The sequence below is a fragment of the Enterobacter sp. JUb54 genome (genome assembly GCF_014298075.1).
Classification (GTDB): Bacteria; Pseudomonadota; Gammaproteobacteria; order Enterobacterales; family Enterobacteriaceae; genus Klebsiella; species Klebsiella lignicola.
In genome coordinates this window covers 1978410-2002333 of record NZ_CP060418.1, presented here as the reverse complement: position 1 = coordinate 2002333, position 23924 = coordinate 1978410, and the positions used below count along the sequence as shown (strand labels likewise).

At 56.3% G+C, this 23924-nt stretch carries 20 protein-coding genes and 1 pseudogene; 17 read left to right on the top strand and 4 right to left on the bottom strand.

Annotated elements, in window-relative coordinates:
- Positions 1 to 8 precede the first annotated feature (8 nt).
- Positions 9 to 1223: an MFS transporter gene (locus tag HF679_RS09215; protein ID WP_154145265.1), complete on the bottom strand. Its 1215-nt coding sequence runs from the start codon at positions 1221 to 1223 to the stop codon at positions 9 to 11.
- 16 nt (positions 1224 to 1239) lie between these two features.
- On the opposite strand from HF679_RS09215, the pseudogene HF679_RS09210 reads away from it, so the two are divergent.
- Positions 1240 to 2264: pseudogene (locus tag HF679_RS09210) on the top strand (LysR family transcriptional regulator).
- A gap of 76 nt (positions 2265 to 2340) precedes the next feature.
- Here HF679_RS09210 and rne read toward each other — a convergent pair.
- Positions 2341 to 5541, bottom strand: coding sequence for a ribonuclease E (gene rne / locus HF679_RS09205; RefSeq protein WP_187042906.1), 3201 nt, complete (start codon positions 5539 to 5541; stop codon positions 2341 to 2343).
- Between the two features lie 822 nt (positions 5542 to 6363).
- On the opposite strand from rne, the gene rluC reads away from it, so the two are divergent.
- Positions 6364 to 7317, top strand: a complete 954-nt coding sequence (rluC, locus tag HF679_RS09200; protein WP_187042905.1) for a 23S rRNA pseudouridine(955/2504/2580) synthase RluC — start codon at positions 6364 to 6366, stop codon at positions 7315 to 7317.
- 34 nt (positions 7318 to 7351) lie between these two features.
- Here the strand turns inward: rluC and HF679_RS09195 are convergent, their stop codons facing one another.
- Together HF679_RS09195 and HF679_RS09190 are read right to left on the bottom strand one after the other, a co-directional pair.
- Positions 7352 to 8554 carry an MFS transporter gene (locus HF679_RS09195; protein ID WP_123753814.1) on the bottom strand — a complete coding sequence of 401 codons (1203 nt, stop codon included), beginning with the start codon at positions 8552 to 8554 and terminating at the stop codon, positions 7352 to 7354.
- A gap of 163 nt (positions 8555 to 8717) precedes the next feature.
- Positions 8718 to 9302, bottom strand: coding sequence for a Maf family protein (locus HF679_RS09190; RefSeq protein WP_123753815.1), 585 nt, complete (start codon positions 9300 to 9302; stop codon positions 8718 to 8720).
- A gap of 141 nt (positions 9303 to 9443) precedes the next feature.
- On the opposite strand from HF679_RS09190, the gene yceD reads away from it, so the two are divergent.
- The 15 genes from yceD (at position 9444) to ltrA (ending at position 23816) form a co-directional block, all read left to right on the top strand.
- Complete coding sequence (gene yceD, locus HF679_RS09185; RefSeq protein ID WP_123753816.1) at positions 9444 to 9965, top strand: 23S rRNA accumulation protein YceD; 522 nt, start codon at positions 9444 to 9446, stop codon at positions 9963 to 9965.
- Positions 9966 to 9981: 16 nt separating this feature from the next.
- Complete coding sequence (gene rpmF / locus HF679_RS09180) at positions 9982 to 10155, top strand: 50S ribosomal protein L32 (protein WP_000290724.1); 174 nt, start codon at positions 9982 to 9984, stop codon at positions 10153 to 10155.
- Positions 10156 to 10297: 142 nt separating this feature from the next.
- The gene (gene plsX, locus HF679_RS09175; RefSeq protein ID WP_123753817.1) at positions 10298 to 11395 is read left to right on the top strand and encodes a phosphate acyltransferase PlsX; all 1098 of its coding nucleotides are present in this window, start codon (positions 10298 to 10300) and stop codon (positions 11393 to 11395) included.
- A gap of 54 nt (positions 11396 to 11449) precedes the next feature.
- Positions 11450 to 12403: a beta-ketoacyl-ACP synthase III gene (locus HF679_RS09170; protein ID WP_123753818.1), complete on the top strand. Its 954-nt coding sequence runs from the start codon at positions 11450 to 11452 to the stop codon at positions 12401 to 12403.
- 15 nt (positions 12404 to 12418) lie between these two features.
- Entirely contained in the window at positions 12419 to 13348 is a 930-nt protein-coding gene (fabD, locus tag HF679_RS09165; RefSeq protein WP_123753819.1) for an ACP S-malonyltransferase, read from the top strand.
- Positions 13349 to 13360: 12 nt separating this feature from the next.
- Complete coding sequence (gene fabG, locus HF679_RS09160; RefSeq protein WP_123753820.1) at positions 13361 to 14095, top strand: 3-oxoacyl-ACP reductase FabG; 735 nt, start codon at positions 13361 to 13363, stop codon at positions 14093 to 14095.
- Between the two features lie 210 nt (positions 14096 to 14305).
- Positions 14306 to 14542 carry an acyl carrier protein gene (gene acpP / locus HF679_RS09155; RefSeq protein ID WP_000103754.1) on the top strand — a complete coding sequence of 79 codons (237 nt, stop codon included), beginning with the start codon at positions 14306 to 14308 and terminating at the stop codon, positions 14540 to 14542.
- 86 nt (positions 14543 to 14628) lie between these two features.
- Positions 14629 to 15870: a beta-ketoacyl-ACP synthase II gene (gene fabF, locus HF679_RS09150; RefSeq protein ID WP_123753821.1), complete on the top strand. Its 1242-nt coding sequence runs from the start codon at positions 14629 to 14631 to the stop codon at positions 15868 to 15870.
- A gap of 130 nt (positions 15871 to 16000) precedes the next feature.
- Positions 16001 to 16810, top strand: coding sequence for an aminodeoxychorismate lyase (gene pabC, locus HF679_RS09145; RefSeq protein WP_187042904.1), 810 nt, complete (start codon positions 16001 to 16003; stop codon positions 16808 to 16810).
- Between the two features lie 2 nt (positions 16811 to 16812).
- On the top strand, positions 16813 to 17835 hold the full coding sequence (yceG, locus tag HF679_RS09140; RefSeq protein WP_187042903.1) for a cell division protein YceG: 1023 nt from the start codon (positions 16813 to 16815) through the stop codon (positions 17833 to 17835).
- Positions 17825 to 18466, top strand: a complete 642-nt coding sequence (gene tmk / locus HF679_RS09135) for a dTMP kinase (protein ID WP_187042902.1) — start codon at positions 17825 to 17827, stop codon at positions 18464 to 18466. The genes yceG and tmk overlap by 11 nt, the downstream gene beginning before the upstream one ends.
- Positions 18463 to 19467 (top strand): DNA polymerase III subunit delta', encoded by a 1005-nt coding sequence (gene holB / locus HF679_RS09130; protein ID WP_123753825.1) that lies wholly within the window; start codon positions 18463 to 18465, stop codon positions 19465 to 19467. The genes tmk and holB overlap by 4 nt, the downstream gene beginning before the upstream one ends.
- Positions 19468 to 19477: 10 nt before the next feature.
- Positions 19478 to 20263 carry a metal-dependent hydrolase gene (locus HF679_RS09125; protein ID WP_187042901.1) on the top strand — a complete coding sequence of 262 codons (786 nt, stop codon included), beginning with the start codon at positions 19478 to 19480 and terminating at the stop codon, positions 20261 to 20263.
- 304 nt (positions 20264 to 20567) lie between these two features.
- Entirely contained in the window at positions 20568 to 22001 is a 1434-nt protein-coding gene (gene ptsG / locus HF679_RS09120) for a PTS glucose transporter subunit IIBC (protein WP_123753827.1), read from the top strand.
- A gap of 588 nt (positions 22002 to 22589) precedes the next feature.
- Positions 22590 to 23816 (top strand): group II intron reverse transcriptase/maturase, encoded by a 1227-nt coding sequence (gene ltrA, locus HF679_RS09115; RefSeq protein ID WP_261803000.1) that lies wholly within the window; start codon positions 22590 to 22592, stop codon positions 23814 to 23816.
- The last annotated feature ends 108 nt before the right edge of the window (positions 23817 to 23924 follow it).

The window sequence follows — 23924 nt, the reverse complement described above, 5'->3', positions numbered from 1 at the left end:
GGGTTTTTTTATGGGTTTACCCGCTGAGCGGCAGCCAGACTGGCGCTTTCACGCAGGCGGATGGCGAGGGCGATGGCGCCGGTCACCACGGCCAGAATCACCACGCCGTTCCAGCCAGCCAGCACGTACAGCTTACTGCCAAGGACTGAACCGAGCGACATGCCGATAAATACGCCGGTGAACAGCAGGGCGTTCAGTCGGCCGCGGGCCTGTGGTTCCAGGCTGTACACCAGGTTCTGGTGCGCCACCAGGCTGGACTGCAGGCCAAGGTCAAAACCGATAGCCGAAAGCCCGATCAATATCAACTGGCCATGCGGCGGCAATGCCGGCATCAGGAGCATCAGGGCAAACGAGACGGTCACCAGCCCGGCACCCAGTTGGGTCACTCTGCCGGCGCCATATTTATCGGCCAGCCCGCCGGCCAGCGGTGCGGCTAACGCCCCGGCGGCCCCGGCGATACCGAATCCTCCGGCGACGGCGCTACCCATCTGATAATGTTCGAGCAGCATCACCGCCAGGGTTGACCAGAAGGCGCTAAAGGCGATAGATAAAAAGCCTTGAGCCACGGCGGCGCGACGCAGGGCGGGGTAGCGTCGCCAGAGGTGCGCCATCGATGCCATCAGTTGCGGATAGCTCAGGGTAGAGTGGATCGCAAAGCGGGGCAGAATGCGCCACATCAGCAACCCAATAAGCGCGATGCTTACCGCCGCGGCCTGATACATCACGCGCCAGCCGAACAGCGCCCCGACGAGGCCACTGACGGTCCTTGAGAGTAAAATCCCCAGCAGCAGGCCGGTCATCACCGTGCCAACCATTTTCCCCTGTTTTCCCGCCGGCGCGAGAATCGCCGCGGCCGGGACAATATCCTGCGCCATCGTGGCGGCCATACCGATCAGCAGGCTGACCACCAGCAGTGAGGTCAGTTGCCCCGTCAGGCTGCACAGCAGTAGCAATACCGCCAGCGCCGCGCTTTTCATCAGGATCAGCGTCCGTCGATCGTGACGGTCGCCGAGCGGCAGCAGGAACAGAATGCCCAGCGCGTAGCCCGCCTGAGTCAGGGTCGGGACCAGCCCCATCCCTTCAACGCTGAGATGCAGATTGGCTCCCATTAAGGGCAGCAGGGGCTGAGCGTAATAAATGGACGCGACGCTAAAGCCAGCGCCAAGGGCGAGTATGAAAATAATCCAGCCTGCCTCGCGGGAGGATAACGGCGTTGGAGTCATGATGAAGTCCTCGTAGATGAGATGGCGCTATTGTTCCCTGAATACGGCTGGCGCGGTAGATAGCGTGGTGGTAAAACGGTTATACGTAGAACGTATAGAGAAAAGACGATGAAAAAGTCGGAGCGTATAGATCGGATTGAACTGATGCGGACCTTTATTCGCATTGTTGAGGCTGGTTCGCTTTCCGCAGCGGCGCTACTGTTGGAGACGACTCAGGCGACGGTGAGCCGCCGCCTGCAGTCGCTGGAAGGGATGCTCGGCAGCAAGCTGATCCTGCGCACCACCCATGCGATGAAACTGACCGAAGATGGCGAGCGTTGCTACCAGCACGCGCGGCAGGTGATGGATGCGTGGCTGGCTCTGGAAGATGATTTGAGTATTGCGGACGACCGGCCGGTGGGCATCTTGCGGGTGCGAGCGCCTCATGCCTTCGGCCAGCAGCAGCTATTAGATCCGTTGGTCAGCTTTTTGCAACGTTATCCGCAGCTGGCGGTGGAGTGGATGCTCAACGACAAAACCGTCGACTTCCTCAGTGACAATATCGATTGCGCGATTCGCGTGGGCGCGGAAGTTGACCCGGCGACGGTGTCGGTGTTGTTAGCAGAAGTCCCGCGCAGTCTGGTGGTTTCGCCCGCGCTGCTGGCGCGTTATCCGGCATTAACCCGGCCCGAGGATCTGTCACAGCTGCCGTGGGTTGCTATCAGCACGTTCTACCAGCATGAAGTGAAGCTGCAGCAGGAGGATGGCCAGGAACTGACGTTTGGCATTGTCCCCTGTCTGAGTACCGATAGCGTGTACGTGGCGCGCAATACCGCGCTGGCGGGGTTGGGGGTGGCAATCGTGTCTAGCTGGGCGGTGGCCGAGGATATTGCCGCCGGGCGGCTGGTTGAGCCGTTTGCCTCGTGGCGGGCGGCTTCACTGCCGGTACATCTGGTCTATCCTTGGGCACGTTATTATCCAACCCGCCTGCGGAAATTTCTCGATCTGATGCGGGAGGTGATGCCGCAGGTGGCCGGGATGAAACGGCCAGAAGGAGAATAATGGTAAATAAAATAGCCTGTAGGGTAGGCGCAAAAAAAAACCGGCCCGAAGGCCGGTTTTACAGGTGATGTCGCGCTTACTCGACAGGCTGTGGACGGGTTGGTTCCGCCGTTGCCTGGTGGGTCGCGCTGTGACCGCCTGCGGCACCTTTGCCACCGAAGTCAAAGGACGGGCGAACCCAGTCGCTGTGACGCGGTGCTTCTGGCTCATACGCCGGAGCCGGTGCGCGGGTCATCGGTGCCGTAGCATGGTGGTTGGCAACGCTCGCCACGGAGGCGACCGGCGCGGCTTTAACAACCGGGGGGGCTTCAACAACCGGGGCTGCTTCAACAACCGGGGCTGCTTCAACAACCGGAGCGGCTTCGACAACCGGAGCGGCTTCAACAACCGGAGCTGCTTCGACAACCGGAGCGGCTTCGACAACCGGAGCTTCTTCAACAACCGGGGCTGCTTCGACAACCGGAGCTGCTTCGACAACTGGAGTTGCTTCAACAACCGGAGCTGCTTCAACAACCGGGGCTGTTTCGACAACCGGGGCTGTTTCGACAACCGGGGCTGTTTCGACAACCGGAGTTGCTTCAACAACTGGGGCTGCTTCAACAACCGGAGCTGGTTCAACAACCGTGGCGGCTGCGACAGGGGCAATAGCCTCAGCAACGACTTCAGCAACCTGCTGCTCTTCCTGCTGATCCTGCGGACGAACCACCGGGTAGCGGATCCACACTTTACCTGAAGCCATTTCCGGGGATGAGCAGGCAACCGTCAGCGGCATGGCTGACTGGGTCGGGTAACGCTCATCGCGGTAACGACGACGACGCTGGCCGCTGACGCGCAGATGGCGCGGCGAACGACGTGAGCGGCGCGGCATCCCGTTGGATTCACGTGCTTCGTTGCTATCGTCATGCTCAGCGTGGTTTTCGACAACGGCTGGCAGGTCGACTTTCGCCAGAGCGGTGCGCGGAGCAGCGACTTCCGGTTGGGCAACGGCAGCGGTTTCAACAACCTGTTCAACCGTTTCAGCCGCAGCTGACTCGATGCGAACCTTCTGGGCTAACTGACGCGGTTTACGACGCGACAGGGTCTGAACACGCTCTTCCTGCTCGGTTTCCGGCTGAACAACCGGCTCGTCACGGGTTTGCGCTTTCGCTTCCTGGGATACCTGACGCTTATCGTCGTTACGACGACGGTTACGCTCGCGACGCGGTTGCTGCTCATCGCGGGTTTTGCCTTTATCAGCATCGTCGGCCGTCGCTACACGAGATTCACGCTGCTCGACGTTCTGCTGCGGTTTCTCGCGACGGTTACGGCGGTTTTCCTCGCGGGATTCACGCGGCTCACGACCTTCGCCATTTTCTGCGCGGTTGTCACGGTTATCGCGGTTGTCACGATTATCGCGGTTATCACGACGATCGTTGCGATCGCGGCGGTTGTTGGAACGCGGTTTACGGCGTTCCTGCTGACGTTCTGGTTTCTCTTCAGCTTTCTTCTCAACCTGCTGCGGTTCAGCCGGTTTGGCTTCTTCCGCGCCGGAGAAGATGTTTTTCAGGGCGCCGAAGAAACGCGAGAGCAGGCCAGGCTGAGCTGGTGCGGCAACGGTAGCAGACGCGGCGGCAGCTTTTGCAGCAACCGGAGCATCAACAGGCGCTGCTGGTTCTGGCGCTGGCGGGACGTCTGGCATCACGAAGGTCGCCAGGGCCGGTTGCTCAGGACGTTTACGCTCTGCCGGTTCTTCATCGGCTGGCAACGCCATCTCTTCTTCGTGCAGTTTCGGCAGCAGATAGCTCAGGGTTGAGGTCTCTTCGCCTTTACGGACGCGTAGAACAGAGTAGTGCGGCGTTTCCATCTGATCGTTCGGCACGATGATCACGCGAACGTCGCCCTGACGGGTTTCGATGGCGCTCACAGCGGCACGCTTTTCGTTCAGCAGGTAGGACGCAATCGGCACCGGCACGATAGCGTGAACTTCCTGGGTATTCTCTTTCAGCGCTTCTTCTTCAATCAGACGCAGGATAGAGAGCGACAGCGATTCGTTGTCACGCACGGTACCGGTACCGCTACAGCGCGGGCAGACGTGGTGGCTGGATTCACCCAGTGACGGGCTCAGACGCTGACGTGACATCTCCAGCAGACCGAAGCGGGAAATGTGGCTGATCTGAATGCGTGCACGGTCCTGGCGGACGGCTTCGCGCAGACGATTTTCAACCGCACGCTGGTGGCGAACCGGGGTCATGTCGATAAAGTCGATAACGATCAGACCGCCAAGGTCACGCAGACGCAGCTGACGGGCAATCTCATCGGCCGCTTCCAGGTTGGTGTTAAACGCTGTCTCTTCGATGTCGCCGCCGCGGGTTGCGCGAGCGGAGTTGATATCGATAGCGGTCAATGCTTCGGTGCTGTCGATAACGATAGAGCCGCCGGAAGGCAGGCGCACTTCACGCTGGAAAGCGGATTCGATCTGCGATTCGATCTGGTAATGGCTGAACAGCGGGATTTCACCGGTGTACAGTTTAATTTTGCTGCTGAAATCCGGACGACCCAGCGCGGCAATGTGCTGGCGAGCCAGCTCAAGCACTTTCGGGTTATCGATCAGGATTTCGCCGATGTCCTGGCGCAGGTAGTCACGGAATGCGCGCACGATGACGTTGCTTTCCTGGTGGATCAGGAACGGCGCCGGGCGGCTTTCTGCGGCTTTCTGGATAGCTTCCCAGTGTTTCAGGCGGAAGCTCAGGTCCCACTGCAGGGCTTCGGCTGATTTGCCGACGCCTGCGGTACGTACGATAAGCCCCATCCCGTCTGGCAGCTCAAGGCTGGCCAGCGCTTCTTTCAGTTCAGTACGGTCATCACCCTCGATACGGCGTGAGATACCGCCAGCGCGTGGGTTATTCGGCATCAGAACCAGATAGCTTCCCGCCAGGCTGATAAAGGTAGTGAGCGCAGCACCTTTGTTGCCACGTTCTTCTTTATCTATCTGAACAATGACTTCCTGACCTTCACGCAGCACATCCTTTATGTTCGGACGACCATGAGAATTGTAATTGGCAGGGAAGTATTCGCGGGCGATTTCTTTGAGGGGGAGGAAACCATGACGCTCGGCACCGTAATCGACAAATGCCGCTTCAAGGCTAGGTTCAATACGGGTAATTTTGCCTTTGTAGATGTTCGCTTTTTTCTGTTCGTGCCCGGGGCTTTCGATATCCAGGTCGTACAGGCGCTGCCCATCAACAAGGGCGACGCGCAACTCTTCCTGCTGAGTTGCGTTGATTAACATTCTTTTCATCGTAACTTACTCATTATTCTTACATTGACGACTAAGCTGCGGGCAGAGTATTGCCTTGCCGGGGAAAACCGATGGCCTCGTGTCTGTTTCACGTCGCCAACCTCACGGTTGTCGCGCGCTTAAGAGGCGCAGAGTGTCGGTCGCCTGTATTTCAAACGGAAACACAGCGCAATTAGCAGGGGAACAGCCTGGGATGTATCACCAGAGAAGATTCCATTTATACGCGTCACTTTTCAGGTTGCTTCTGCGTCGGCTATGCTCGTTCACCCCTGCCACTGACGAGGTCAGTATCGGGGTTTCTCTTCTTTCGCCGCCTTGACGCATCCTGAATTACGTTGCGTATATCTCGTCGTCTTTCACGTTGCAGAGGTAGTGGCTTAACCCGCTTATCTCAATCAGTGGACTGAGAAGAGCACCCGGGAATACCCGGAGTCGACGCCTTCCTGCGACGTGAAATCCATAGAGGCCTGTACCGGTAAGGACTGCAACCCGCAGCCCGCTAACTGTCTGAAAGATCAATACGTCTTACGCCATTGCTGCGTGGATGATCGGTCAGACAAAATTGGTCATTCCGCTAATTTCTTGTTCTAACAAGATTCAACACGGAAAACAGCATCATTATTCCATTGCTAAGCTTGTTATAGCAAGTTGACTTTTACCTTTTATCACCCGGTTACTCACAGTTTTTTCACCAGCTCATTGAGATTGTTCTAATAACAAACAAAACGACGATGAAGCATCCACTCGAAACCGGATAATGATAAATATAAGCATATAAAAATGAGTGGCGCTAATGCGTCGGGCTATTTAGAATCGCGCACCATGAAAACTGAGACTCCAAGCGTAAAAATGATTGCCATTACCGCCGATGAAGCGGGGCAACGTATCGATAACTTTTTGCGTACGCAGCTGAAGGGCGTACCGAAGAGCATGATTTATCGCATCTTGCGTAAAGGCGAGGTGCGGGTGAATAAAAAACGCGTTAAGCCGGAATACAAACTGGAAGCGGGCGACGAGGTTCGGGTCCCACCGGTTCGGGTCGCCGAGCGTGAAGATGAAGCGATCTCTCCGCATCTGCAGAAGGTCGCCGCGCTGGCGGACGTGATTCTGTATGAAGATGACCATATTCTGGTGCTCAATAAGCCCTCCGGAACCGCGGTACACGGCGGCAGCGGTCTGAGCTTCGGCGTGATTGAAGGCCTGCGAGCCCTGCGCCCGGAAGCGCGCTTCCTTGAACTGGTGCATCGCCTTGACCGTGATACCTCCGGCGTGCTGCTGGTGGCGAAGAAACGTTCTGCACTGCGTTCGCTGCATGAACAGCTGCGCGAAAAAGGCATGCAAAAAGATTACCTGGCGCTGGTGCGCGGGGAGTGGCAGTCGCACACCAAAGTGGTGCAGGCGCCGCTGCTGAAAAATATCCTGCAAAGCGGTGAACGTATTGTCCGCGTCAGCCAGGAAGGTAAGCCGTCAGAGACCCGCTTTAAGATTGAAGAGCGCTATACCCATGCGACGCTGGTACGCTGTAGCCCGGTGACCGGGCGTACCCACCAGATCCGTGTGCATACGCAGTACGCGGGCCACCCGATCGCCTTTGACGATCGCTATGGTGACCGTGAGTTCGATAAGCAGTTAGCGGGTACCGGCCTCAACCGTCTGTTCCTGCACGCCGCCGCGCTGAAATTTACCCATCCGGGAACGGGCGAGGAAATGCGCGTCGAGGCCCCGCTTGATGGCCAGCTCAAGCGCTGTCTGCAGGTGCTGCGTAAAACCAAGTAATTCTCCCGGCGGGCCGTCGGTCCGCCGCTGCAGGCTACGGCGTCGTTTCGTTAAGACTAACGGCGACGCTCTTTTCTTTAATCGGTAAGTTCACCAGCGCCGCCAGCAGGGCCAGAGCGATATCCGCATACCATACCCAATCCAGATTACCGTTGTGCTCCATCGCCAGTCCGCCAAGCCAGGCACCGAAAAAAGCGCCAATCTGATGGCTGAACAGGGTGAAGCCAAACAGGGTCGCCAGATAGCGCGTGCCGAACAGCTTCCCGATGATCCCGGCGGTCGGCGGCACGGTCGCAAGCCAGGTAAAGCCAATCGCCGCGGCGAAAATATAAAAGTCGAGTACGCTTTTGTCGGAAACCAGGAACAGACCAATCAGCACCGCACGTGAGGCATACAGCACGGCGAGGATATATTTCATCGGAAAATGCTTGCCGAGATAGCCCGCGAAGATACTGCCGGCAATATTACATAGACCAATCAGCGACAGGCTGACCGCCGAGACCGAGGCTTCGTGCCCACACAGCGTGACTTCACCTGGGAGATGGGTAGTCAAAAAGGCTACATGGAAGCCGCAGGTGAGAAATCCGGTATGCAACAGCAGGTAGCTACGATTGCGAAACGCCGCATGGATCTGCTGCTTCAGCCCTGGTTCAGGTACGCTGGCGTATGAGGTATCGGCCTTTTTCACGCTATCCCGGCACAGCAACCACGAGGGGAACAGCGTCGCCAGCGCCGCCATCGCCAGAAAGATCAGCCCGGAAGCCATGCCGCGCAGGCTGACGATCAGCTGCACCAGCGGCGCAAAAATAAATTGCCCCATAGAGCCGCCGGCGTTAATCAGCCCGCTGGCCATCGAACCTTTATCGGTCGGCAAACGCCCGGCGACGATACCGATCAGGACGGAAAAGCTGCCTGCGGCCGCACCCGCCGGGCTGAGCAGGCCCTGGGCCAGGGTCAGCGAGGAGAAGGAGGTCGCCCACAGCGTCGCCAGCTGCCCGAGGGCTATCAGCAGAGCGCCGATCACCAACACACCCAGCGCGCCGCGTTTGTCGGCCCAGGCGCCAAACAGCGGCTGAAATGCGCCCCACATCAGTTGACCAATCGCCAGCGCCATACTGATTTCGGCGATATTCATGGTGGTTTCGCCCATCAGCGGATGGACGAACAGGCCGACGGTCTGACGAATGCCCATGGTGATGAGCAATATCAGGCTGGCGAGCGCAATAGGTAGCCACATCCTGGCGGCGGCAGGTTTTGCTGAAAGTGAGTCCACGATGAGTTTTGGTCGGCAAAGGGGGAATAAATGGAGAGTACTGGCAGCGCGCTGAAAAAGCTATGACGAAAAAGTGATGACCGGCAGCAGGGCCAGAGCGGCGACTCCGGCCCGAAAAAGGGAGGGACTAGCTTAACAGCGGGTTACAGCCTTCCCGACGCAGCATCTGGCACAGCGCAATCAGCGGCAGGCCCACGAGGGTATTGGGATCGCGCCCCTCAAGGCGTTCAAACAGCGTAATACCGAGTCCTTCACTTTTAAAACTTCCGGCACAGTGCAGCGGGTTCTCTTTGCGGACGTAATGGTCGATCTCCTGATCGCTTAAATGGCGAAAATGGACATCAAAGGGTTCACACTCGGTCTGTAAATGACCGTTCGCTGAATTATAGAGTGCCAGCCCGGTATAGAAGGTAACAATCGTCCCGCTCGCGGCACGCAGCTGGCGTCTGGCATTCTCCTCGGTGTGGGGTTTGCCGGTGATCTCACCGTCCAGAACGCAGACCTGGTCAGAGCCTATAATTAAGTGATTCGGGTAACGTGCGGCCAGAGCCTGGGCTTTCGCCTGTGCCAGACGAACCACCAGCTGGCGAGCAGGTTCGCCGGGATGTGGGGTTTCATCGACATCAGGCGCCGCGCAGTCAAACGGCATCGCCAGCTTTTCCATCAGCATGCGTCGCCAGGGCGATGTCGACGCCAGGATAATCTCAGACATATTTTTTCATCCACATATAGCGCTTCGAAGAGCATCATTTTAAACTATGGGCCGCAATGTGTGCGAATAAATGGCGAAAGGCAACCTGAGGCTGCCTTTTTCTTTGACTCTATGACATTACAAAGTTAATATGCGCGCCCTATGCAAAAGGTAAAATTACCCCTGACTCTTGATCCGGTCCGCACGGCTCAAAAACGCCTCGATTACGAAGGTATTTATGCCCGTGATCAGGTTGAACGTGTAGCCGATTCTGTAGTCAGCGTGGACAGCGATGTGGAATGCAGCATGTCGTTCGCTATTGATAATCAGCGCCTTGCCGTTATTACCGGTGATGCAAAGGTGTCAGTAACCCTCGAATGTCAGCGTTGCGGGAAACCGTTCCCCCGTCATGTCCACATAACGTATTGTTTCAGCCCGATCAAAAATGATGAGCAGGCTGAGGCACTCCCGGAAGCGTATGAGCCGATTGAGGTTAACGAATTCGGTGAAATCGACCTGCAAGCGATGGTCGAGGATGAAATCATTCTCTCCTTGCCTGTAGTTCCGGTGCATGATTCTGAACACTGTGAAGTGTCCGACGCGGACATGGTGTTTGGTGAACTGCCTGAAGAGGCACAAAAACCAAATCCATTTGCCGTATTAGCCAGCTTAAAGCATAAGTAATTGAGGAGTAAGGTCCATGGCCGTACAACAGAATAAACCAACCCGTTCCAAACGTGGCATGCGTCGTTCCCATGACGCTCTGACCGCAGTCACCAGCCTGTCTGTAGACAAAACTTCTGGTGAGAAACACCTGCGTCACCACATCACTGCCGACGGTTTCTACCGCGGTCGCAAGGTCATCGCTAAGTAATCACGCACTACTCCATGGATTTTCGTGACAAGAAAGCGCAAGCGACTTGTTGTGTAAAAGACAAAGAGTAAAAGCGTGATGAAGCTTAGCGAGGATATCCCCAGGCAACTGGGGAATAACCGAAGCGGGCAGCGACGATACCTTGACACGTCTAACCCTGGCGTTAGATGTCATGGGGGGCGATTTTGGCCCCACCGTGACAGTGCCTGCAGCACTGCAGGCACTGAACTCTAATTCGCAACTCACACTTCTTTTAGTCGGCGATCCCGACACCATCACGCCATTACTTGCCAAAGCTGATTTCGAACAACGTTCGCGACTGCAGGTCATCCCTGCGCAGTCAGTTATTGCTAGTGATGCGCGGCCCGCACAAGCGATCCGCAGCAGTCGCGGAAGCTCAATGCGCGTGGCGCTGGAGTTAGTAAAAGAAGGCCGGGCGCAAGCTTGTGTCAGCGCGGGGAATACCGGTGCGCTGATGGGATTGGCAAAATTATTACTCAAGCCCATTGAGGGGATTGAGCGTCCGGCGCTGGTGACGGTTCTGCCGCATCAGCAGAAGGGCAAAACGGTGGTGCTGGATTTAGGCGCCAACGTCGATTGTGATAGCACGATGCTGGTGCAGTTTGCAGTGATGGGGGCGGTGCTGGCAGAAGAAGTGGTCGGAATTGAGAATCCTCGCGTCGCGCTGCTGAATATCGGCGAAGAAGAGATGAAAGGGCTCAGCAGCATCCGCGATGCTGCCGCAGTGTTGAAAACGCTGCCGTCACTTAACTATATCGGCTATCTTGAAGCTAACGAATTATTGACGGGCAAAACCGATGTACTGGTTTGTGATGGATTCACGGGCAACGTCACATTAAAAACTATGGAAGGTGTTGTCAGAATGTTCCTTTCGCTGCTGAAATCGCAGGGTGAGGGCAAAAAACGGTCGTGGTGGCTGCTGTTATTGAAGCGTTGGTTACAAAAGAGCCTGGCCAGGCGATTCAGTCACCTCAACCCCGACCAGTATAATGGCGCCTGTCTGTTAGGATTGCGCGGTTCCGTGATTAAGAGTCATGGTGCTGCCAATCAGCGCGCCTTCAGCGTGGCGATAGAGCAGGCAGTGCAGGCGGTGCAGCGGCAGATTCCTCAGCGGATTGCCGCTCGCCTGGAATCTTTATACCCAGCTGGTTTTGAACTGCCCACGGGCGACAGCAACGGCAACTCCCGTCAGCAAAGCGGGACGAGCCTGCAAGACTGACGCACCAGCGGTTCGAACAAGGCGGGTATATTACCCTAGAGTGACTGAGCGTACATGTATACGAAGATTATTGGTACCGGCAGCTATCTGCCCGAGCAAGTGCGTACTAACGCCGACCTGGAGAAAATGGTAGATACGTCTGACGAGTGGATTGTCACCCGTACGGGTATCCGTGAACGTCGTATTGCTGCACCGAATGAAACCGTTGCTACGCTGGGTTTTGAAGCGGCAAAAAATGCGCTGGAGATGGCGGGCGTTTCGCCGGAGCAAATTGGTCTGATCATTGTTGCGACCACCTCCGGGACTCACGCGTTTCCAAGTTCAGCCTGTCAGATTCAGTCTATGCTGGGTATTAATGGTTGCCCGGCCTTCGACGTTGCAGCAGCCTGCGCAGGGTTTACCTATGCGCTGAGCATTGCCGATCAATATGTCAAAAACGGGTCAGTCGATTATGCGCTGGTGATTGGCGCTGACGTTCTGGCTCGTACCTGCGATCCAACCGATCGCGGGACGATCATCATCTTTGGTGATGGTGCGGGTGCCGTAGTGCTGGGCGCGTCTGAAGAGCCGGGCATTATCTCTACTCATCTGCATGCAGATGGTCGTTACGGCCAGCTGTTGACGCTGCCAAACGCCGATCGCGTGGATCCGGAAAACCCGATCTATCTGACCATGGCTGGCAACGAAGTATTTAAAGTGGCAGTGACCGAGCTGGCGCGCATTGTTGATGAGACGCTGGCAGCGAACAATCTCGAACGCTCCGCGCTGGACTGGCTGGTGCCGCATCAGGCGAACCTGCGCATCATCAGCGCGACGGCGAAAAAACTGGGAATGTCGATCGATAATGTGGTTGTGACGCTTGACCGTCACGGCAACACTTCTGCGGCTTCCGTTCCTTGTGCGCTGGATGAAGCGGTACGCGATGGCCGCATTCAACGTGGTCAGCTGATTCTGCTGGAAGCCTTTGGTGGCGGTTTCACCTGGGGTTCCGCGCTGGTTCGTTTTTAGTATAAGGATTTAGACATGACGCAATTTGCTTTTGTGTTCCCGGGACAGGGTTCTCAGACCGTCGGTATGTTGTCTGACATGGCAGCAACCTCTCCGGTTATTGAAGAGACATTTCGCGAAGCCTCTGCGGCGTTGGGCTACGATCTGTGGGCGCTGGTTCAGCAGGGCCCGGCAGAAGAACTGAACAAAACCTGGCAGACTCAGCCTGCACTGTTGACCGCTTCCGTGGCGCTGTATCGTGCCTGGCAGCAGCAGGGCGGCAAAGCCCCGGCACTGCTGGCTGGTCACAGCCTCGGTGAATACTCCGCGCTGGTTTGCGCCGGGGTGATTGATTTTGCTGATGCCGTGCGTCTGGTTGAGCTGCGCGGTAAATTCATGCAGGAAGCGGTACCGGAAGGCACCGGCGCGATGTCCGCCATTATCGGCCTTGACGATGCGTCCATTGCGAAAGCCTGTGAAGAGTCTGCTGAAGGGCAGGTGGTTTCTCCTGTAAACTTCAACTCTCCGGGTCAGGTGGTCATTGCCGGCAACAAAGAAGCCGTTGAGCGTGCTGGCGCTGCCTGTAAAGCGGCGGGCGCTAAACGTGCGCTGCCGCTGCCGGTGAGCGTGCCTTCCCACTGTGCGCTGATGAAACCAGCGGCAGAGAAACTGGCGCTTGAACTGCAGAAAATCACCTTCAACGCACCGGTTATTGCCGTTGTGAACAACGTTGATGTGAAATGTGAAACGGCACCTGATGCGATTCGTGACGCTTTGATTCGCCAGCTGTACAGCCCGGTTCAGTGGACCAAAACCGTTGAGTTTATGGCATCCCAGGGCGTAGAGCACCTGTATGAAGTCGGTCCGGGTAAAGTCCTCACCGGTCTGACTAAACGTATTGTTGACACCCTGACCGCTTCCGCGCTTAACGAGCCTGCAGCGATGTCTGCGGCGCTTGAGCAATAAAAGAGGAATACCATGAGTTTTGAAGGAAAAGTCGCGCTGGTTACCGGTGCAAGTCGCGGTATTGGCCGCGCAATCGCAGAGACCCTCGTCGCCCGTGGCGCGAAAGTGATTGGTACTGCCACCAGCGAGAGCGGTGCGCAGGCGATCAGCGATTATTTAGGTGCTAATGGTAAAGGTCTGTTGTTGAATGTGACCGATCCAGCATCTATCGAATCTGTTCTGGGAAATATTCGCGCAGAGTTTGGTGAAGTTGATATCCTGGTTAACAATGCCGGTATTACTCGTGATAACCTGTTAATGCGGATGAAAGATGACGAGTGGAACGATATTATCGAAACCAACCTGTCATCAGTTTTCCGTCTGTCAAAAGCAGTAATGCGCGCTATGATGAAAAAGCGTCATGGCCGCATTATTACTATCGGTTCTGTGGTCGGTACCATGGGAAATGCTGGTCAGGCCAACTACGCTGCGGCGAAAGCGGGTCTGATTGGTTTTAGTAAATCGCTGGCACGTGAAGTCGCGTCCCGCGGTATTACGGTTAACGTTGTTGCTCCGGGCTTTATTGAAACGGACATGACGCGTGCGCTGTCTGATGATCAGCGTGCGGGTATTCTGGCGCAAGTTCCGGCGGGTCGCCTCGGCGATGCAAAAGAAATCGCCAGTGCGGTTGCATTCTTAGCTTCTGACGAAGCAGGTTACATCTCTGGTGAAACCCTGCACGTCAACGGCGGAATGTACATGGTCTGACCGAGATTTGCACAAAACGTTCAGGAACCGCGCAGTCTGTGCGATCCCTCATACTGTTTTGTGCAAAATGATTTGCGTTCTGAGGGCAAACGGCCTCAAAATAGCGTAAAATCGTGGTAAGACCTGCCGGGATTTAGTTGCAAATTTTTCAACATTTTATACACTACGAAAACCATCGCGAAAGCGAGTTTTGATAGGAAATTTAAGAGTATGAGCACTATCGAAGAACGCGTTAAGAAAATTATCGGCGAACAGCTGGGCGTTAAGCAGGAAGAAGTTACCAACAATGCTTCCTTCGTTGAAGACCTGGGCGCTGATTCTCTTGACACCGTTGAGCTGGTAATGGCTCTGGAAGAAGAGTTTGATACTGAGATTCCGGACGAAGAAGCTGAGAAAATCACCACTGTTCAGGCTGCCATTGATTACATCAACGGTCACCAGGCGTAAGTGAACATCTCCAGGCGGTCATTCGACCGCCTGAGTTTTATCTTTTTGTCCCACAAGAATCTATTTTCCCTCCCTGGAGGACAACCGTGTCTAAGCGTCGTGTAGTTGTGACCGGACTGGGCATGTTGTCTCCTGTCGGCAATACCGTAGAGTCTACCTGGAAAGCTCTCCTTGCCGGTCAGAGTGGCATCAGCCTGATCGACCATTTCGATACTAGCGCCTATGCAACAAAATTTGCTGGCTTAGTAAAGGATTTTAACTGTGATGACATTATCTCGCGCAAAGAACAGCGCAAGATGGATGCCTTCATTCAATATGGAATTGTCGCTGGCGTTCAGGCCATGCAGGATTCTGGTCTTGAAGTAACGGAAGAGAACGCAACCCGCATCGGTGCCGCTATTGGTTCTGGTATTGGCGGCCTCGGCCTGATCGAAGAAAACCATAGTTCTTTAACGAACGGTGGCCCTCGTAAGATTAGCCCGTTCTTTGTACCGTCTACAATTGTTAACATGGTGGCCGGGCATCTGACCATCATGTTTGGTCTGCGTGGACCAAGTATCTCTATCGCGACAGCTTGTACTTCAGGCGTACACAACATTGGTCAGGCCGCGCGTATCATTGCGTATGGCGATGCTGACGCAATGGTGGCCGGTGGTGCAGAAAAAGCCAGTACCCCGCTTGGCGTGGGTGGCTTTGGTGCTGCACGTGCGCTCTCTACCCACAACGAAAACCCACAGGCTGCGAGCCGTCCGTGGGACAAAGATCGCGACGGTTTTGTACTGGGCGATGGCGCGGGTATGGTGGTGCTGGAAGAGTACGAGCACGCGAAAAAACGCGGCGCGAAAATCTACGCAGAAATCGTCGGCTTTGGCATGAGCAGCGATGCTTACCATATGACCTCTCCGCCGGAGAACGGCGCGGGTGCCGCGCTGGCGATGGTTAACGCTATCCGCGATGCCGGAATTGAAGCGGGTCAAATCGCTTACGTCAATGCACACGGTACTTCCACGCCGGCTGGCGATAAAGCAGAAGCGCAGGCTGTTAAGTCTGTCTTCGGTGATGCAGCAAGCCGCGTGATGGTCAGCTCAACTAAATCAATGACCGGGCACCTGCTGGGCGCCGCCGGGGCAGTAGAATCTATCTACTCCATTCTGGCGCTGCGCGATGGCGTGGTTCCGCCGACCATCAACCTGGATAATCCGGATGACGGTTGTGATCTGGACTTCGTGCCACACGAAGCGCGTCAGGTTGCCGGTATGGAATACACCCTGTGTAACTCCTTCGGTTTTGGTGGGACTAACGGGTCGCTGATCTTTAAAAAGGTCTAAGCGTCTCGCTTACTCCGCTGACTTCTCTCAGGCCTGCATTTTATGCAGGCCTTCTTTTTTCTTCAGCTTTCTCTGCTTGTCCCACGACATTCATCCTGAGACACTGACAGGCCATCGATAAGGAGCCGCTATGTTCTTGATTAATGGCATTGAACAGGACACCCTGGCCGCCAGTGACCGGGCCGTACAGTTTGGCGACGGCTGCTTTACCACCGCGCGTATTGTCGGGAATCAGGTACACATGCTGCCCGCTCATCTGCGACGTTTACAGCAGGCCTGCGAAAAACTGCTGATCCCCTACACGCAATGGCAAACGCTGGAAGCGGAAATGCAGCAACTCGCTCGTGTGCAGCAAAGCGGCGTGCTGAAAGTCATTCTGACCCGTGGTGCCGGCGGTCGCGGCTATAGCGGTACGGCATGTCAGGCGCCGACGCGTATTCTGAGCGTTTCGCCTTACCCGGCACACTATTCCCGTTGGCAAGAGACCGGCATTACCCTGGCGCTTAGCCCGATTCGGCTGGGACGTAACCCGGCGCTGGCCGGGCTAAAGCACCTGAACCGGCTGGAGCAGGTGCTGATCCGGTCTCATCTTGAGCAGACGGAAGCCGATGAGGCGCTGGTTCTTGACAGCGACGGGTGGCTTACGGAATGCTGTGCCGCGAATCTGTTCTGGCGCAAGGGGACGACGGTTTTTACACCGCGCCTCGATCAGGCGGGAGTCGACGGCATTATGCGCCAACACTGTATGGCGCAGCTGGCACAATCTCCGTTTCGCGTTGTCGAAGTCACAGCGGAGCCCGATGCGTTGCGGGAGGCTGACGAAGTGCTGATTTGCAACGCGCTGATGCCGCTGGTACCGGTTCGTCGCTGGGACGACACATGTTGGTCCTCGCGAGAGCTTTATCATTTTTTAGCCCCACTGTGTGAGCTGTCTGGTTAGTCATGAAGAAAATGTTACGTTTTATCCTGTTGTTGGTGGTGGTGCTGGGCATCGCTGCTGGCGCGGGCATCTGGAAGGTTCGCCAGCTGGCGAGCAGCACGCTGTTGATTAAAGAAGAGACCATCTTCACCCTGGAGGCCGGCACCGGACGCATGGCGTTAGGGGAACAGCTCTATAGCGACAAGGTGATTAACCGACCACGCGTATTCCAGTGGTTGCTGCGCCTGGAGCCTGAACTATCCCACTTTAAAGCCGGTACTTACCGCCTCACGCCATCCATGACGGTGCGCGAGATGCTGCAGCTGTTGGGCAGCGGCAAAGAGGCGCAGTTCCCGCTGCGTTTCGTCGAGGGGATGCGGGTCAGCGACTATCTGCGCCAGCTTCGCGATGCGCCTTATGTCAAACATACGCTGGCCGACGACAGCTACGCGACGGTCGCCAAAGCGCTGGATCTTGAACATGCGGACTGGGTTGAAGGCTGGTTCTGGCCGGACACCTGGATGTATACCGCCAATACCAGCGATGTCGCGATCCTCAAACGTGCGCATCAGAAAATGGTTACTCAGGTCAATAAGGCCTGGGAAGGGCGGATGGATAATCTGCCGTACAAAGATCAGAATCAGCTGCTGACGATGGCATCGATCATTGAGAAAGAGACGGCGGTTGCGGAAGAGCGCGACCGCGTGGCGTCGGTGTTTATTAACCGTCTGCGGATTGGCATGCGGTTGCAGACCGACCCGACGGTGATCTACGGGATGGGTGAGAGCTATAATGGCAAGCTGAGCCGCAAAGATCTTGAAACGCCGACGGCTTACAATACCTATGTGATCGCCGGCATGCCGCCAGGGCCTATCGCCGCACCGGGAGAGGCATCGCTGAACGCTGCGGCCCACCCGGCGAAGTCGCCGTATCTCTATTTTGTTGCCGATGGCAAAGGCGGGCATACGTTTAATACTAATCTGGCCAGCCACAACCGCTCGGTACAGGATTATCTGAAAGTACTTAAGGAAAAAAATGCGCAGTAATTATATTGTCATCGAGGGCCTGGAAGGCGCGGGAAAGACCACGGCACGCAATCTGGTCGTGGAGGCGCTGCAACAATCGGGCATCAGCGATCTGGTGTTTACCCGGGAACCGGGCGGGACCATTCTCGCTGAAAAACTGCGCAGCCTGGTACTGGATATCCAGTCAACCGGCGATGAAGTCATTAATGACAAAGCCGAAGTGCTGATGTTTTATGCCGCCCGCGTACAACTGGTGGAGACGGTGATTAAGCCAGCGCTGGCCAGCGGACAGTGGGTGATTGGCGACCGTCACGACCTGTCGACCCAGGCCTATCAGGGCGGTGGTCGTGGTATTGACCAGACCATGCTCGCCACTCTGCGTGACGCAGTGCTGGGGGATTTCCGTCCGAACCTGACGCTGTACCTGGATGTGACGCCGGAAGTCGGGCTGAAACGCGCACGTGCCCGCGGCGACCTCGACCGTATTGAACAGGAGTCGCTGGATTTCTTCAACCGTACCCGGGCGCGTTATCTCGAGCTGGCGGCGCAGGACCCGACGATTCGTACCATTGACGCCACGCAGCCGCTGGACGCTGTCGCCCGTGATATCCACGCGCTCATCAGCCAGTGGGTGGCGGAGCAACGCGCATGAAATGGTACCCGTGGTTACGCCCGTCATTTGAGCAATTAGTCGCCAGCTATCAGGCTGGACGGGGTCACCATGCGTTACTGCTTCAGGCACTGCCTGGCATGGGAGGCGATGCGCTGATCTACGCGCTGTGTCGTTATCTGATGTGCCGACAGCCGGAAGGGAACAAAAGCTGCGGACATTGCCATAGCTGCCAGCTGATGCAGGCGGGCACGCACCCCGATTACTATACCCTCGCGCCGGAAAAGGGCAAAAGCGCCCTCGGGATCGACGCCGTGCGTGACGTCAACGAAAAGCTGTATGAGCGCTCGCGTCTGGGCGGCGCCAAGGTGGTGTGGATCGCTGACGCCGCGCAGTTAACCGATGCTGCGGCTAACGCCTTGTTAAAAACCCTGGAAGAGCCGCCGGAGAATACCTGGTTTTTCCTGGTCAGCCAGGAGCCTGCGCGCCTGCTGGCGACGCTGCGTAGCCGCTGTCGTCTGTATCACCTGATGCCGCCGGCGGAATCCTATGGGCTGGCGTGGCTGGAGCGAGAGGTGTCCTTGCCGCAGGAGGCGCTGCTTTCGGCACTGCGCCTGAGCGCCAATGCGCCTGCCGCCGCGCTGGATCTGCTGCAGGAGAGCCACTGGGCTGCCCGCCAGCAGCTGATCGCCGCCCTGGAAAATGTCTTAACCAGCGGCGACTGGCTGTCACTGCTGTCTATCCTGAATCACGAACAGGCTGCAGTTCGTCTGCACTGGCTGGCATCGCTGCTGCTGGATGCACAAAAACGGCAACAGGGCATCACCCAGGTGAGCAACCCTGATGCCTGGGCGCTGGTCAACCAACTTGCCCGGACGCTGCCTGCCGCTCGTTTACAGGCCATTGCGCGCGATGTCAGTACCTGCCGCGATCGGCTGCTGAACGTCGTCGGCGTCAACCGCGAACTGCTGCTTACCGAGCGCCTTCTGCGCTGGGAACATTACCTGCAACCCGGGACGGTACTGCCCGTATCCCACCTCTGAGCGAGACATTATGTTTTTAGTCGACTCCCACTGCCATCTGGATGGTCTGGATTATCAAACGCTGCATAAAGACGTGGACGATGTGCTGGCAAAAGCCGCCGCGCGTGACGTGAAGTTTTTCCTCGCCGTGGCCACGACCCTGCCGGGCTACCGCGGCATGCGCGAGCTGGTCGGGCCGCGTGACAACGTGGTTTTCTCCTGTGGCGTTCACCCGCTTAATCAGGACGAGGAGTACGACGTCGACGAACTGCGTCAGCTGGCGGCGGAAGAGGGCGTTGTCGCTATGGGCGAGACCGGGCTGGATTATTTTTACACGCCGGAAACAAAACCCCGCCAGCAGGCCTCTTTCCGCGACCATATTCGCATTGGCCGCGACCTCAATAAACCGGTCATCGTTCATACCCGTGACGCCCGTGCCGATACCCTGGCTATTTTGCAGGAAGAAAAGGTGACGGATTGCGGTGGCGTACTACACTGTTTCACTGAGGACAGGGAGACCGCGGGTAAATTGCTGGATATGGGCTTCTATATCTCGTTTTCCGGCATCGTGACGTTCCGTAATGCCGAGCAGCTACGCGATGCTGCGCGCTATGTGCCGCTCGATCGCCTGCTGGTGGAAACCGATTCGCCGTACCTGGCGCCGGTTCCGCATCGTGGCAAAGAGAACCAGCCGGCCATGGTACGCGACGTTGCGGAGTACATGGCGGTGCTGAAGGGCGTTTCGCTCGAACAGCTGGCACAACAGACCACAGAGAACTTTGCCAGCCTGTTCCACATTGACCCCTCCCGGCTGTAACCTGTCGATCTTTCTATTATTTTAAGGCTCGTAATTAATACGCAAAGCGAGTAAAGTTCACCGCCACAAAACAGGCGGTGAATGGCTTTTTGCAACATCCAGATACAGCTTATGTAAGATGGTGTAAATTTTTCAGCGCTGACTGATTGAAACGTGATAGCCGTCAAACAATCTTTTCGGTAATTATTTTACTCTGTGTAATAAATAAAGGGCGCTTAGATGTCCTGTCCACGGCACGGTTCTCCCCCCGGGCCAATGCGTGAAAGCGTAAAAAAGTACCAAATACTCAGGAGCACTCTCAATTATGTTTAAGAATGCATTTGCTAACCTGCAGAAGGTCGGTAAATCGCTGATGCTGCCGGTTTCCGTACTGCCTATCGCAGGTATCCTGCTGGGCGTCGGTTCCGCAAACTTCAGCTGGCTGCCAGCCGTTGTTTCTCACGTCATGGCAGAAGCGGGCGGTTCAGTCTTCGCTAATATGCCGTTGATCTTCGCTATCGGTGTGGCGCTTGGCTTCACCAATAACGACGGCGTTTCTGCGCTGGCTTCCGTTGTGGCTTACGGCATCATGGTGAAAACCATGGCAGTCGTTGCACCGCTGGTTCTGCATTTACCTGCTGAAGAAATTGCGGCCAAACACCTGGCAGATACTGGTGTACTTGGCGGTATTATCTCTGGTGCTATTGCAGCCTACATGTTCAACCGCTTCTATCGCATCAAGCTGCCAGAGTATCTGGGCTTCTTCGCGGGCAAGCGTTTTGTTCCGATTATCTCCGGTCTGGCCGCTATTTTCACCGGCGTGATCCTCTCCTTCATTTGGCCACCGATCGGTAGTGCTATTCAGACCTTCTCTCAGTGGGCTGCGTATCAGAACCCGGTTGTGGCATTCGGTATCTACGGCTTCATCGAACGCTGCCTGGTACCGTTTGGTCTGCACCACATCTGGAACGTTCCTTTCCAGATGCAGATTGGTGAATACACCAACGCCGCAGGCCAGGTCTTCCACGGCGATATCCCGCGCTACATGGCAGGTGACCCGACTGCAGGTAAACTGTCTGGCGGCTTCCTGTTCAAAATGTACGGTCTGCCGGCTGCCGCTATCGCTATCTGGCACTCCGCTAAACCGGAAAACCGCGCGAAAGTGGGCGGTATCATGATCTCCGCAGCGCTGACCTCGTTCCTGACCGGTATCACCGAGCCGATCGAGTTCTCCTTCATGTTCGTTGCGCCGATCCTGTACATCATCCACGCAATTCTTGCAGGTCTGGCATTCCCGATCTGTATCCTGCTGGGTATGCGTGACGGCACATCGTTCTCGCACGGTCTGATCGACTTCATCGTTCTGTCCGGTAACAGCAGCAAACTGTGGCTGTTCCCAATCGTCGGTATCTGCTACGCCATCGTTTACTACGTTGTTTTCCGCGTGCTGATTAAAGCACTGGATCTGAAAACGCCGGGCCGTGAAGATTCGACTGAAGACAGCAAAGTCGGTGCGACCAGCGAAATGGCGCCAGCACTGATTGCCGCCTTCGGTGGTAAAGAAAACATTACTAACCTCGACGCATGTATTACCCGTCTGCGTGTCAGCGTTGCTGACGTAGCAAAAGTTGATCAGGCTGGCCTGAAAAAACTGGGTGCTGCAGGTGTGGTTGTTGCAGGTTCAGGTGTTCAGGCTATCTTCGGGACTAAATCCGATAACCTGAAAACTGAAATGGATGAGTACATCCGCAGCAACTAAGTGGTAATGTGGGGAGACTAAGGCAGCCGAATGGCTGCCTTTTTTATGTGTGCCGGGCATGTCCGACAGCTCGGGGGTGAAAGTCCCCTGTCCAGCCTGATGGTGGCGAAGGACTAGCGAAACGCAAGGGCGTCATCGTGAGGTGGGGTCTGAAGGAAGCATGGAGCAAAACCATGACCTGACGAACAGAAACCTGATACAAGGCTCATCCGATCGGCAGAGCGAGCATATGATCGCGAAGGCCATAGCCATCAAGGGTCGTATGAGTAAATCAGGCAGGTGTGTGGTGAAGGCGGTCGGACTTACCCCGGGAGGTCTGTATAGCGTCCTGCATTCAGGACTGAGTGCATCGTGAGATGCGCTGATCGTTATGCAGAAGTCAGCAGAGGGCATAGTAGGGAAAACCCGAAGGCCCGAACAGTAATGAGCGGTGGATCCCACCAGAGGTTCTGAACGGTCATGCAGCAGAAAACGCAATGCGACCCCGATGAGAGCAGAAGGGGTGAAGCCCCGAGTCCTGCCCCGTCAGGGGCTGAAACCGCGCAGACACCGCAGGAACGGGAAAGCCCGTCGTCCGGGGATAGCCTTATGGAGGTTATCCTCAACCAGGAAAATCTGAAACAGGCGCTGAAGAGAGTGAAAGCCAACAAAGGCGCGCCGGGTGTGGACGGAATAAGCGTGAGCGAACTTCCTGAGCATCTGAAACGTCAGTGGCCGGAACTTCGGAGCAGTCTGCTGGCTGGCAGATATAAGCCTCAGCCAGTCCGCAGGGTGGACATACCGAAACCCGGGGGAGGCACCCGACAACTGGGTATCCCGACGGTAACGGACAGGTTCATCCAGCAGGCGGTGATGCAGGTGCTGCAAAGCCAGTGGGATCCGACCTTCAGCGACAACAGCTATGGGTTCCGCCCCGGGAGGTCAGCACATCAGGCAGTGAAGCGGGCAAAGACGTATGTGGAAGAAGGCCGCCACTGGGTGGTGGACATTGATCTTGAAAAGTTCTTTGACCGGGTAAACCACGATGTGCTGATGAGCCGGGTGGCAAAGCGGATAAAGGATAAGCGGGTGCTACAGCTAGTCCGGGCCTTCCTGAATGCAGGAGTTATGCAGGCAGGTCTGGTCAGCCCGCAGACAGAAGGGACACCGCAGGGTGGTCCGCTGTCGCCGCTGCTGTCGAATGTGTTGCTGGATGAACTGGATCGCGAGCTTGAAAAGCGAGGTCTGAAGCATGTCCGCTACGCAGACGACAGCAATATCTACGTCAGAAGTGAAAGAGCCGGTAAACGAGTGAAGGAAAGCGTCACACTCTGGCTGGAGAAGAAGCTGAAACTGAAGGTAAACGAGCGGAAGAGCGCGGTGTCCCCACCGGGCGAACGTAAGTTTCTGGGTTACAGCATCAGCGCCGGCAAAGGGAGAGCGTGGGTTCTCATCGCTCCGGAATCGATGAGACGGGCGAAATCCTGCCTGAAAGGAATAACGGGGCGAAGCCGGGGTCGTAGTCTGGAACAGGTCATCGGCGAGCTCAGGTCGTATCTGACGGGATGGAGGAACTACTACAGTCTGAATGAGCTGCCGTCGCTGACGCGCAGCCTGCTGAGCTGGGTAAGAAGGAGACTGCGCAGTCTGCTGTGGAAACAGTGGAAGAAAGGACGAACGCGCTATAACGAGCTCAGAATAAGGGGTGTAAGTAAGGACCTTGCCGCCCAGACCGTAGGTAGCTGCCACAAGCAATGGCGGGTCAGTCAATCGCCAGCGTTGTGCATAGCCCTGCCAAATAAGTTGTTCAGAGAAATGGGCCTGCCAGATATATAAGACAGGCGACGATAAACATAGCTGAACCGCCGTATACGGACCCGTACGTACGGTGGTGTGGGAGGAGGCTGATCGTGAGATCAGCTCCTATCCCTATTGCCTGAAATA